General features: G+C 56.4%; 11 protein-coding genes. 7 read left to right on the top strand and 4 right to left on the bottom strand.

The genetic code is table 11. The features are described 5' to 3' along the window. The first annotated feature begins 2 nt into the window (after positions 1–2). Together mobF and OHL11_RS12945 are read left to right on the top strand one after the other, a co-directional pair. Entirely contained in the window at positions 3–3,659 is a 3,657-nt protein-coding gene (gene mobF / locus OHL11_RS12950; protein ID WP_263371920.1) for a MobF family relaxase, read from the top strand. A gap of 90 nt (positions 3,660–3,749) precedes the next feature. After that, complete coding sequence (locus tag OHL11_RS12945; RefSeq protein ID WP_263371919.1) at positions 3,750–4,784, top strand: nucleotide kinase domain-containing protein; 1,035 nt, start codon at positions 3,750–3,752, stop codon at positions 4,782–4,784. Between the two features lie 14 nt (positions 4,785–4,798). On the opposite strand, the gene OHL11_RS12940 is transcribed toward OHL11_RS12945, so the two are convergent. Both OHL11_RS12940 and OHL11_RS12935 read right to left on the bottom strand, forming a co-directional pair. Further along, positions 4,799–5,671 (bottom strand): nucleoside triphosphate pyrophosphohydrolase family protein, encoded by an 873-nt coding sequence (locus OHL11_RS12940; protein WP_263371918.1) that lies wholly within the window; start codon positions 5,669–5,671, stop codon positions 4,799–4,801. 23 nt (positions 5,672–5,694) lie between these two features. Next, positions 5,695–6,312 carry a dTMP kinase gene (locus OHL11_RS12935; RefSeq protein WP_263371917.1) on the bottom strand — a complete coding sequence of 206 codons (618 nt, stop codon included), beginning with the start codon at positions 6,310–6,312 and terminating at the stop codon, positions 5,695–5,697. Positions 6,313–6,399: 87 nt separating this feature from the next. On the opposite strand from OHL11_RS12935, the gene OHL11_RS12930 reads away from it, so the two are divergent. Genes OHL11_RS12930 through OHL11_RS12910 form a run of 5 tightly spaced genes read left to right on the top strand, consistent with a single transcriptional unit; the run spans position 6,400 to position 9,572 of the window. Further along, complete coding sequence (locus OHL11_RS12930; protein WP_263371916.1) at positions 6,400–6,783, top strand: hypothetical protein; 384 nt, start codon at positions 6,400–6,402, stop codon at positions 6,781–6,783. After that, positions 6,770–7,132, top strand: a complete 363-nt coding sequence (locus OHL11_RS12925) for a helix-turn-helix domain-containing protein (RefSeq protein ID WP_263371915.1) — start codon at positions 6,770–6,772, stop codon at positions 7,130–7,132. The genes OHL11_RS12930 and OHL11_RS12925 overlap by 14 nt, the downstream gene beginning before the upstream one ends. After that, a complete protein-coding gene (locus OHL11_RS12920) occupies positions 7,122–8,123 on the top strand; it encodes an ImmA/IrrE family metallo-endopeptidase (protein WP_263371914.1) in 1,002 nt (333 codons plus the stop codon). Before OHL11_RS12925 ends, OHL11_RS12920 begins: the two co-directional genes overlap by 11 nt. After that, a complete protein-coding gene (locus OHL11_RS12915) occupies positions 8,120–8,761 on the top strand; it encodes a C1 family peptidase (protein WP_263371913.1) in 642 nt (213 codons plus the stop codon). The genes OHL11_RS12920 and OHL11_RS12915 overlap by 4 nt, the downstream gene beginning before the upstream one ends. A 1-nt stretch (position 8,762) precedes the next feature. Further along, positions 8,763–9,572 carry a thymidylate synthase family protein gene (locus tag OHL11_RS12910; RefSeq protein ID WP_263371912.1) on the top strand — a complete coding sequence of 270 codons (810 nt, stop codon included), beginning with the start codon at positions 8,763–8,765 and terminating at the stop codon, positions 9,570–9,572. Between the two features lie 2 nt (positions 9,573–9,574). Here the strand turns inward: OHL11_RS12910 and acpS are convergent, their stop codons facing one another. After that, complete coding sequence (gene acpS / locus OHL11_RS12905; RefSeq protein ID WP_263371911.1) at positions 9,575–9,955, bottom strand: holo-ACP synthase; 381 nt, start codon at positions 9,953–9,955, stop codon at positions 9,575–9,577. Positions 9,956–10,345: 390 nt separating this feature from the next. Beyond that, complete coding sequence (locus OHL11_RS12900; protein ID WP_263371910.1) at positions 10,346–11,311, bottom strand: hypothetical protein; 966 nt, start codon at positions 11,309–11,311, stop codon at positions 10,346–10,348. Between the last annotated feature and the right edge of the window lie 403 nt (positions 11,312–11,714).

Genomic DNA, 11,714 nt, shown 5'->3' with positions numbered 1-11,714 from the left:
CCATGCTCGACATCTCCAAACCTCTAAACGCCGCCCAGGCGCAGACGTATCACAAGCTCGATTACACCTCACCGACGCAGAGCTACTACGCCCAGGGCGATCAGGTGAAAGGCGAATGGCAGGGCAAGCTCGCCGAGTCCATGGGCGTCTCCGGTGAAGTCTCCGTACTGGAGTTCTCCCGCCTCACAGAAGGCCAGCATCCGGTGACTGGCGAACAGATGGTGCGCCACCGGATCGCTACCGAATACACAAACCCCGATGGCTCCATGACGAAGGCCGTGGCTCACCGTGCCGGATGGGATGCGATGTTTGCGCCCACAAAGTCTGTTTCGTTGACTGCGCTGGTAGGTGGCGATGACCGCATCCGTGAAGCCCATCGTGCCGCGGTCACCGTGGCCTTGGATGAGTTAGAGAAGTACACGCACGCACGTCTCGGCGGGAATAAACCAGCCGAACAAACGGGCAAGTTCCTGGCCGCGAAGTTTGAGCATGACACCGCCCGGCCAGTCGACGGCTACGCCGCTCCGCAGCTCCATACTCACGCCGTCATCTTCAACGTGACGCAACGTGCGGATGGAACGACACGAGCCTTGCAGGAGCAGCCGTTCTTTGAAAGCCAGAACTTCGTCACGGCGGTCTATCAGTCGGAGTTGATGTACCGGCTGCGCTCGCTGGGATATGAGATCGAGCCTGGAGAGAGCGGTGCTCCCGAAATCAAGTCCTATTCTGCCGATTACCTGAAAGCCTCCAGCCTGCGCCGCGAGAGGATCAAGGAAGAGATGGAAAAGCGTGGCGTATCGGGGCCAGAGGCAGCGGAGATCGCGGCGCGAGCCACTCGTGAGAAGAAGCATACGATGACACCTGCCGAGGTCCTGGCGGCGCATCGGGAGCTTGCCGCAGAGCACGGCAACCAACCACAGCGCATCGTGGCTGAAGCCCGTGAGCGGGCGCAGACGATGAGCCATAACCCCGACCGTGTCGCTCATGCGCGGGAGGCCGTGACCTATGCTCGAAGCAGCTTGTATGAGCGCGAGGCTGTGCTGGACGAGCGCCTTTTGCTCCGTGATGCCTTGCGCCGCGGCATGGGCAACACCACCTATCCCCAGGTCCGCGCCGAGTTCGAAGCGCGGCAGCAGCGCGGCGATTTCCTCTCGGTGGAAGCCCACAAACACGCTTCCAGCCCCCGCTTCACCACGCCAGAAACCGTCGCTGCCGAACGGGCCAATATCGATTTCGTTCGTGTCGCCAAGAACACCGTTCAGCCCATCATGAGTGCCGAAGACGCACAGCATCAGGCACAATCGCGCGCCTTCCTGAATGACTCCCAGAAGCGAGTCATCGAAGAAGTCTTGAACTCGCCCGATCGCATTCACGGCTTGCAGGGGCGGGCTGGCTCAGGCAAGACATCAGTGCTTTTTTCCATCCGGGAGGGAGCCGAGAAAAGCGGGTACTCGGTGGAAGGTTTTGCGCCAACGTCCCGCGCGGCGGCACAACTCCGCGAGGCTGGCATCGAGGCGTCCACATTACAGAGCTTCCTCGCACGGAAGACAGAAGGAAACGACGACAAGCAGTCGCGTCACCTTTACATGCTCGACGAATCGAGCCTTGCCAGTACGAAACAGATGCGCGACTTCCTGCAGAAACTGCAGCCGCAGGACCGTGTGCTGGTCATCGGCGACACCGCCCAACACCAGGGTGTGGATGCCGGTCGCCCGTTCCAGCAGATGCAGGAGGCAGGAATGCGGACCGCCCAGCTTGACCGCATCATGAGACAGAAAGATCCTGCACTCTTGAAGGCCGTCGAGCACCTTGCGAAGAATGAAACGCAGCAAGGTATTGCCTTGCTGCAGGAGCAGAGCCGCATCACCGAGCTGTCGAATCGGCGTGACCGCATCGCTGCCATTGCCAAGGATTACGCCGCCAGGCCGGAGAACACCCTCGTTGTCTCACCAGACAACAAGAGCCGTCAGGAGATCAACGAGGCGATCCGCGCCGAGTTATTGCAGACCGGAAAGCTGAAAGACGATGGCAGGACGTTTCGCACGTTGTCCCATCGTTCCGATATGACCGGAGCCGACCGTACCTGGGCAGCGCGGTACAACGTCGGCGACGTAGTTCAGTACAACCCCGGCAGTAAAGAGCTGGGCATCGAGCGCGGCAGCTTTACTACGGTCAAGGCTGTCGATGCGAAGGCAAATCTACTAACTGTCGAGCGTGCCGATGGAGAGGTCATGGCCTACGATCCTCGCCGCTTGCGTGGTGTCAACGTATTCCGCGAGCAGGAACGTGAATTTGCCACTGGCGACCGCATCCAGTTCACTGCATCGCTGAAAGAGTTGAAGGTCGCCAACCGCGATCTTGCCACCATCGAAGGAATCGAAGACGAAAAGATGATGGTGCGGATGGATGGCAAGGAAAAGCGCACGATCACTTTCGATACCGGGACGGTCCGCCAGCTCGATCATGGCTATGCTGTGACTTCGCATAGCTCTCAGGGGCTTACATCAGAGCGTGTGCTCGCCCATTTCGATACCGAAGCGCCGCGCGGGCTGGTGAACACGCGGCTTGCGTATGTCGCCATCTCGCGTGCGTCGCACGATGCCCACATCTATACCAATGACGTTGCGCGTTTGGGCAAGCGCCTCGCTGCAGATGTCTCGAAGACAGCGGCCATCGACCTCTCAGAGCCCTCGAAGAAGAGCGAGGTTGAGCGTGCCGTCTCCGCCTTCCGCGAGAATGATCCCGCCATGGCTACGGCCATCCTCCAACAGGACGGACGTGTCCATGAGTACGCCAACGCAGAACATCGCTTAGCCGCAGTCGCGCTGGCTTACGTTTCACAGCAAGATCGTGCCGTGGTCATTGCGCCGGATGCCGCCGAACGGAAGGAGCTGACGCAGCTCATCCGTGATGAATTGCGTCAGCAAGGACGGCTATCCAGCGAAAGCCATCAGCTCCCCGTGTGGGTCGAACAGCGGTTTGGCAATCCTCGTCTCGCGGCCAACTACGTCGCTGGGGATCAGATCCATTACAAGGCAGGGAGTGCCGAACTCGGCGTCGCGGACAACAGCACCGTTACTGTGCTCTCCGTTGATGCGAAAACCAACCGGCTCGCCGTAGGGTCATTGGATGGAAGCGAAGTCAGCTACAACCCGGCTTTGATGAAAGGCGTGACCAACCAGGCGCATGTCTTCCGGGAAGAGGTACGGGATGTTTCGGAAGGTGAGCGCATCCGCTTCACCGCGACGGCGCAGGAGTTTGGCATTCGCAAAGGCGACTTCGCCACTGTCGAAGGCATTGGAGAGGATCATTCGTTGACTCTGCGTAGCGCTCAGGGCAAGTCTGTGGCGCTCTCCGAAGAGCAGGCCCGCTACATCGACTATGGCTACGCTGCCGACCGGATGCCGCAGCGTGGCGTCGAGCGTGTCATCGTCAGTGGCGACGCGGCACAACTCGCGCAGATGCAGGAGGCCTTTGCGCGGCTCGCCGGACAAACCCGCGACCTCACCCTCTATACATCGGACAGCCAACGCATGGCTCAGGAAAAGACCATGCCTGGACTTGAAGTTCCCGTTGCGGGGGTGCAACCGCAAATAGCCGCCAACATCTCTGTCCCGGTGCCGGAGGTTGCCGTGGAAGGATTCAGCCGTGGGCGTTGAGGAGCAATGTATCAGGGCCGGAAAATCCCCTCTCCACAGGGCTCATATACAAGGCAGCTTGTCGTCTGTCACCCGCCAAAGGATATCCTTATGTCTATGCAGTCTGAGTTGTTTCAAGAATCGAGAGCCGGCAACCTGCTCCCGAAGAGGCGCACCGTCCGACTCAATGGGAAGAGCTGGATAGTCAGCCCCGTGTTCGATGCCTATTGGGCCTTTGCTGCGGAACGTCAAGGAATCTTTTATCGCCGTGTGAACGACGTTCAGCCCTTCACTCGAGATCCCATTCTCAAGAAGTTCAAGTTTACGAACGCTTATCGCGTACTCGATCGGACTAGTCAATACCTGATCCGCGATGTCATTCTCCAGTCGAAACCTGCGGAGACAGAAGTATTTTTTCGGATACTGCTGTTCAAGCTGTTCAACAAGATCGAGACGTGGCAGCTCCTCACCGCTGAGTTGGGTGAACCTACATTCGACCACTACCGCTTCGAACGATACGATCGCGTCCTGACAAGAGCGCTGGAAGCAGGTCGCAGGATTTACTCAGCAGCCTACATCATGCCCTCGGGTGGCCCGAACGCTGAAGGCAAGAAGCATCGCTCTCACCTTCTTTTGCTCGAAAAGATGCTGCGGGAGGAAGTACCAAGAAAATTGAGCTCGATTCGCACCATGAGCGAGGGCTTCGCTTTACTGCGTTCTTACCCGATGATCGGCGACTTCTTGGCGTATCAGTTCATTACGGACCTGAATTATTCAGACCTCACCCAGTTCTCAGAAATGGAGTTCGTTATGCCTGGCCCGGGTGCGCTGGATGGGCTCAAGAAATGCTTCCCGCAGATGACTCCGTCGGATGCCCCTTCGCTAATACGCGCTGTCTGTGAGCAGCAAGAAGACTTGCAGCGCGAACTGGGCATCGAGCCCGTCAGCCTCTATGGGAGACCGCTTCAACTGATTGATTGCCAGAATCTCTTTTGCGAAACAGACAAGTATGCGAGGGTTTCTTACCCAGAGATTGTCGGATTCTCCGGCAGAACACGAATCAAACAATCCTTCCGCATGACAGGCCCGATTCCGAAGCCGGTTTTTCCCAAAAAATGGGGGCTCGCGGCTGTTCCTCACTCCTGACCGGCTGAAGTGACCTAATTGAGTTGCTCGAATAGAAAGCTTCTCCTTTCGAGATCGCAGATGATTCGTACGCCGCCGTCCCGAATGGCCTTTCTCCAAGCATCGAAGGCCGTCAAGATAGTCTGCTGCCAAGTGAAGAGCGGGACAGTGCTGATCTCAAGTCCTGCTGCCATCTCGCTGCACGTGCGCAACAGACTCCAGTCGAGGGTTGTCACGTTCGCCAGCATGGAGTGCTGAGTTGCGTAGGAAAAAACAAGTGCCGCAATACCTTCTTCTATGGCGACCGCTCGACCCCCATCCTCGACTTCGTCTAATTCGGCGTCGGACTTCCTTTTCACCTTGAGGAGTGCGCGAATCACGGGCGACCAGCCCATCATGCAAGTGAATGCGAGATGGAGGATGTCGTGGAAGCGATAACCGTCACGCTCATATGAATTGTCGGTAAGGGGTGAACCTAGCGCCTCACCATTAAGAGTCATACGCATCACGGCTTTTCCTTGTTCGTCTACAGTGTCGCGAAGCTCCGCAACGAATCTCCGCGGGAAGCGCTCCTTCTCCGGCCGATCCTCATCGGGGAGTGGTCCGAGACCATGCTGCAGCCAACGTGATCGTGTCTTCTCAAGATTGGCCGTTGCAATCCGATCGAGGGATATGCCCCTTTGCCGGGCAATCGCGGCTAGATACCAAAGGATGTCGCCCATTTCTTCGGTGAGGCGATCTTCGACCACCTGATAGGCGTCGCCGTCCCGCAACCACTTCTTGTAAAGGGTCAACAGTGACCCGGTCTCACCAGAAAGACCTAGCAGGAGGACAGAGAGATCAGGATTCTTCGAAATCTCGCCTGGGTCAGTTGCCGCTGCAAAATCCTGGTATTCATCGAGCGTCATCGGAATTCTCCATGGTTTGCGTTCTATTGCAAGAAAGTCGCTGCTATTTGTACGAGCTTCGCTACAGAAGCTTGTAGCTCGTTGTTGTCGATTACAAAGGTGGGTTGATTGTGTTCTTCACGCGTCCGGATTTCCGCATAGAGAGAGGCCAACGACTCGAACTCTTGTTGGGTATGCTCCTCTCGAAGCGCACTCTGCCGTTCAACAACAAAGATTGCAGCGGGGCGCACATTTCCCCAAGCCTGCTTCTCAGCTTCGATCAATAGCCCAAGACACGACCGATCAGCTCCTCCGTGGACGCCGTAGACCCATGTGGACCACCAGAAGCGATCCAACACAACCCAAACTCCCGAATTCAATGCCGGCAGAATGATCGATGCTATCTCGTCGAGGTGAGCAGCAATATGCAGCGCCTGGAGACCGAGGGTTGTCATCGTCTGAATTCCAAACTCGGCCGGGCGATGATGCACGGAGTACACGAGGTTGCCGAGCGATCCCTCCCGACGCCCTGGAAAGGACAGTTGCGTAACGGGAATTCCCGAGCCGAGCAAGAACCTCGATAACTCTTTTGCTAAGTGTGACTTGCCGATGCCGTCGCCGCCTTCGAAGACGAGAAGTTTGCCGGAGTTCGCGTCTGCCATGATGAATCCCCCGCAGAAACATGTTTGACTTTCGAACATGTTAGCACTACGATGATTGAAAGTCGAACATGGACACGGAGGCTGATGATGGCCACTGCAACACCAGTATCGAAAACATATCCGGCACCTCAAATTGCTGCCGCTCTTGGCAGTTGGTACGACGAACGGATGCAAACGGCTTTGCGGCGACCAAAATCTCCGGAAGAACGGAAAGCTGAAGGCGGTTCAGTGTTCGACATTCAACCGGAGCTCTCCTCCCAGCAAGCCGTCGCTGTGCTTCTGGAACTGGAAGAGATTCTCGGATATGAGCCAAAGAAGAAAGTCATTCGCCGGGGCGGCTACCGTAGCCGCGCCGAATTTATCCAGGATCTATCAGCAAAGATCGAAGCTGATTTCAACAATCACTATGCAGCCAGAAAGATGGTCGCCTCAGTGATAGAAGCGGAGCAACCAGTACATGCCCAACTCTGATCTCGACCGCGTACGTCTCGGAGAGCTCCTCCGGCAAGCTAGAGAGTACGTGGAGCTTTCCCAAGAAGAAGTAGGTAAGAAGCTTGACCTGCCTCGGACAGCTATCTCGATGATCGAATCTGGACAGCGTCGCGTGGACGCCTTGGAACTGAAGAGGTTTGCAGAGATTTATCAAAGACCCGTTAGTTACTTCACCGGAGATCACGATGTGGCAGCCTCGCTGCCACAGGACGTCGAGCATCTGGCCCGCCGGGCCTCAAGTCTTTCAGAAACGGACCGTGCCGAACTAGCCCGCTTTGCGGAGTTCCTTAGTTCACGGTCTCAAGCGAAGGTGAGAAATGCCGGATAGACGCGACATCATTCTTGAAGCCACGCTGGAGGCCGAGCGGCTACACAAGCAGCTTGGCACAAAGCGCCGACTTCAGGAAGCTTCTGGGGCAATTGACGTGTTCGGAACGATCGTTCACAGCGATGTCGCCCTTCTTTTCAAACGACTGGATGGGCTTCTGGGAGCATTCATGCAGAAGCCCAGTCCAGGCATCATCATTACGACTGAGCGCCCCCTCGCCATCCAACGCTTTACCGCCGCACACGAACTCGGCCATTGGTACCTCAAGCATTCCGCCAGCCTGGACGACGAAAGCATTTTGCACCGTTCGCCATACGTCGACAACGCATACGACAATATGGAACTCGCAGCCGACACGTTCGCGGCGTCCTTCCTGATGCCCGAATGGGCCGTCAACTATCACGCGGAACGACAGGGATGGAACTGGCAAACCCTGGCTAATCCCGTCACCACCTACCAACTCTCGTTGCGTCTGGGTGTCAGCTATGAAGCCTGCGCCCGTGTGCTCCGCAGAAACGGTTTGGTCGATCAGACCACGTTGAACGGCCTTCTGAATGTTCAGCCCAAGCAGATCAAACAACGTCTGCTGGAAGGACACAGTGTGGCGAATTGGTACCCGAATATCTGGCGCCTTACTGAGAAAGATCAAGGCACAACCATCGTTGGGGAACCGAATGACGTCTTCATCGTGAGACTCAAGGAAAACAGTGGTGCAGGATATCTTTGGAATCTCGATCAGGTGCGGGAAGCAGGTTTCCACATCGTGGCGGATGAACGAAAGCCCATGGACTTGCCGGGAGAGGTAGGGGGGCCAGTAACGCGAGTGCTTACGGCTCAATCTGAGGAGCCCATCACGGGTGCCATCCACGCGACGGAGAGCCGACCTTGGAACCCCTCAGATCAAACCATGAGCTTCTCGTTTACCTATGATTTGCGCGGAAAAGAGCATGGCCTTCCTCGTGCTCTTCGAGGACTCTTCGAAGCGGCATGAGCATTGAAATACGCAAAGATCTTCGACACCTTCTGGGGCCCGCGCGTGACCAGAAGCAACGGCCAACCTGCATGGCCTTCGCGAGCAGCGATGTTCATGCGGCGGTTCGTGGCGTTCCGTTTGAGGAACTCTCTACTGAATTCGCCTACTACCACGCAGCGAAACGACGCCCCGTCTTTTCTCCGGGTGCTGGAGTATCGATGGACAACATGATCGACGCCATCCGCGAAGACGGTCAACCACTGGAAAGTGGCTGGCCCTACCTCGAACAACTTCCGGCCGATTTATCCATGTATACCCCTCCTGCCCAACCAGGAGACCTCTTTCGCAGAGCAGGCGCCATCGAACAGGCTCTCGACATCGCGATTGCACATTTGGATCAGGGCCTGCCTGTTGTGCTCGCCATAGAAATTTCCGTCGAATTTTACACGCCTCGGCCTGGTATCCCCATCCGCGCAGCCGTCAACAGCCAGACAGTCGGGCGGCATGCCATCGCTGCGGTCGGCCATGGAGTCGACTCTGGAGAAGAAGTCTTCTTGATCCGTAATTCATGGGGGACCACTTGGGGCGACCAAGGCCACGCATGGATCTCCCGTCACTACCTACAACCTCGCCTGATGTCCATCGGAGTCTATTGATATGAGCATTCTTCATACCGTCGAAGATAAGACTTGCACAAGCACTTGGTTGAGAGCCGCGGAGCTGCTTGCTTCCCAAGACGACGCGACACTCTACAACGTGATTCTCGGCATTGCCTCCCCGGACAAAGTCACACCAGAGGACTTTGAGCTTCACGAGGTGCTAAACGCCTTTCTCGTCTCGAAGGATCAGTATCCCCTCAGCTCCATAGCCGGCACGATCTTTCCTGCGGGACACTACCTGCACGGCGGCGCAAAGGCCGTGTTCGACGAATTTCCTGCGCTCTATCCCAAGATGAAGGAAAGTTGGGGAACCTACGCCCATCGAATGTTGGATCGCACCGTGATTGCGGATGAACGCAACAGTTCCATGCTTGAAATTCTTGTTGAGAAGCTTAAGAAGCAGAAGAAGAAGGGACGCATGCGCGCTGCATACGAAATGGACCTTCTCAACGGTGAAGTGGAAATGGATGTAGCTCTGTATCAGCCTGCGGCCGACTGCGATCGAACCCTAGGACAGCCCTGCCTCACACACCTCAGTTTCAAATTGCATCCCGATGACCGGTTGTCCCTGACCGCCCTCTATCGATCCCATTTTTACGTTCAAAAAACTCTGGGCAACCTGCTTGGACTCTCCCAGTTAATGTGTTTCATCGCGGAACAGGTTGGGCTGACAATCGGCCCCCTGGTCTGTCATTCCACATTGGCGCAACTAGAACATGGCGGAAATACGGGGTGGAAGCTTCAGGATGTCCAGAGCCTTTTGAAGAACTGCCGCCAAGCCTGCTCTTCTCCAGTGCTCATGGTCTAACGTCATCCCGTGACGATGACAACTGCCGAAGCCAGAGTAGGAAGATGGCTGATGCTGACGTTGGCCGTGCTCCCGCCGAGCGCGGCCATTCTGTCCGCAGCACCATGGCTCAATTCCAGATAAGGCGCACCCTCCGACGTATTGAGCACCGCAATGTGCAGCCAATCAACATCATCAGACCATCCGCTCTGGAGGCATTTCATGAGTGCTTCTTTAGCGGCGAGTTTTCCGGCTAAACACTGAATCGGATCTGCCTGCAATTCGGCATATTTCATTTCTGCAGACGTGAAGATCCGTCCAAGGTACTTGCCCGGCTGCCGCTCTGCTGAAGCCCGTAATTCCGCAACATCGACTAAATCCGTTCCGACACCTACTACCTTCATCCGTGGCCTCTTATCGCCCAACTGCTGCCCGAAGATACTCATCCAGAGCTCCCCGATATGCACCCTTTACCCGATCCATCAGATTACGATGATCGCCCCAGGGTAATAGTGCCACAAGCTGTGGCACTATTAGGGGATCAGGCCACGCCTCTGCGAAGGCGCTCATACTTCAGATTGCGAGGGCTGAAACCTTCGAAGCCGGGAGATTCAGACGACAGGTCCGCCTTCTGCCGGGAAAGAATCTCCTGACCAATTGACCAGTACAACTGGATCACTCTCGACTCACCGTGAGGCTGGCGCGAACCTGTGAGGCACGTACTCGTTCCTTGATGGTCGCAAGAACCGCTGAATAGGTGGAGATGGATGGGACCTTGCGCTCAGACACCCCTACTAGGTTACCGTACCCATGCTCGAATCGGAGCCGTCAGCGCGCTCGCATATCAAGTCGTAGATCGGCGCGAAGACTTCAATGGAATCCCAGGACAATTTCGTGGACCACATTTGGACTAAGACATTTTCCAGCCTCCGAATGGATGCGGCGAACGTTGGCTGACGCCGGAATGTGTCTTCAAGATTTGGGCGCGGGTCTGTCAGCCACTGACCCAAACCGTGCATTTGGCCCAGCAGGTAGCCCGCGCAAATAAAAACGTCGCCAACAATCTGTTCCGTTTCCCGGCGTATCAATATCTCATCTCGTTCTTCGTTTTGTGTTCTGGCTTGCTCCGTCTTCCCGTCACAGTCGTCAAGCGCACGGCAAACAATGGCCTCAAACTCTGCGACAGCTTCGGGGCGGAAGAGTGCTGAGGACCGACACGCCGCGTATTCACTCCAAACATCCATCGCCTTGAGAAAAGCCTTCCGGGAGCGGTTGCCGCATTCCAGTGGCTTTCCGTAGCTCTCTGGAAACGTTCGGTAGAGATGGCTTTCGTGTTCCACATGTGCTGCTTCATGCGCCATACAAGCGAGTGCCAATCGTTGCATGTCTCTATCAGGGGAAAGGGCCATGAGCCCCAAGCCGAAACGGATCACGATGTGAAACCGTAATGCATCGTCACGCCAAACGGCCGCGGTTCTTGCCAATTCCATCGATTCGGGTTGTGAGCCAACTTCTAGCGGTAATGCCCCTGCCGGGAGATTTTGAAGAGCACACGCCGCCTTCCGGCAATCAACTGCAAAGGTCACGCCGTCCAGGGCCGTGAGATCGATCCCGACGCTGGCTGCGATATACAGATTCTCTTGCAAGCAGAGCGTAAGGGCCTCTTGAACCTCCGGTTGTTCGAGGCCGGAAAGATCGAGCGTGCATCGAGGTGGTAGTCGGAGTTCTTTAGCACCGTGGCTGTCGAAGATTAGTTCCATGTATCGCCATCCATGTTCTCTGGCATGTGGGACAGCCCAAGGCGATAACAGGAGCAGCAACAAGCAACTGGCTCTAGCGCAATGCGGAATTTCTGATAAGCAGGCGGGAATAGCATACTCCTCCAACCTGGTCTGAAGGGAGAAACATTTGCGGTGCGCCCCCGCAAATAGCCCTTGATAACCCTCGTCGGGGAGTTCGAAAACCGGCAGAAACACGCGGTTCCACAAACCTTTAGCCGCAAAGCCTGGACATACGTCTGTGGCTCCCCGACGCAAAAGGCGTTGGGAAATTCGTTCCGTGGCTGTCGCCAGCACACGGCGTTTCTGCTTGGGTTTCGACACCCAGGACGGTGCGTGCCCGCCCTCCTCCATCATCCACTAGGGCGTCATGATTGGGCAAACC

This window comes from Granulicella cerasi (assembly GCF_025685575.1).
Lineage (GTDB): Bacteria > Acidobacteriota > Terriglobia > Terriglobales > Acidobacteriaceae > Granulicella > Granulicella cerasi.
This window is presented reverse-complemented; position numbering and strand designations above follow the sequence as displayed.

Coding starts and splice junctions, on each gene's coding strand:
- OHL11_RS12945 (WP_263371919.1), top strand. CDS start 3,750: ATGTCTATGCAGTCTGAGTTGTTTCAAGAATCGAGAGCCGGCAACCTG.
- OHL11_RS12900 (WP_263371910.1), bottom strand. CDS start 11,311: ATGGAACTAATCTTCGACAGCCACGGTGCTAAAGAACTCCGACTACCA.
- acpS (WP_263371911.1), bottom strand. CDS start 9,955: ATGAAGGTAGTAGGTGTCGGAACGGATTTAGTCGATGTTGCGGAATTA.
- OHL11_RS12920 (WP_263371914.1), top strand. CDS start 7,122: ATGCCGGATAGACGCGACATCATTCTTGAAGCCACGCTGGAGGCCGAG.
- mobF (WP_263371920.1), top strand. CDS start 3: ATGCTCGACATCTCCAAACCTCTAAACGCCGCCCAGGCGCAGACGTAT.
- OHL11_RS12940 (WP_263371918.1), bottom strand. CDS start 5,671: ATGACGCTCGATGAATACCAGGATTTTGCAGCGGCAACTGACCCAGGC.
- OHL11_RS12910 (WP_263371912.1), top strand. CDS start 8,763: ATGAGCATTCTTCATACCGTCGAAGATAAGACTTGCACAAGCACTTGG.
- OHL11_RS12930 (WP_263371916.1), top strand. CDS start 6,400: ATGGCCACTGCAACACCAGTATCGAAAACATATCCGGCACCTCAAATT.
- OHL11_RS12925 (WP_263371915.1), top strand. CDS start 6,770: ATGCCCAACTCTGATCTCGACCGCGTACGTCTCGGAGAGCTCCTCCGG.
- OHL11_RS12935 (WP_263371917.1), bottom strand. CDS start 6,312: ATGGCAGACGCGAACTCCGGCAAACTTCTCGTCTTCGAAGGCGGCGAC.
- OHL11_RS12915 (WP_263371913.1), top strand. CDS start 8,120: ATGAGCATTGAAATACGCAAAGATCTTCGACACCTTCTGGGGCCCGCG.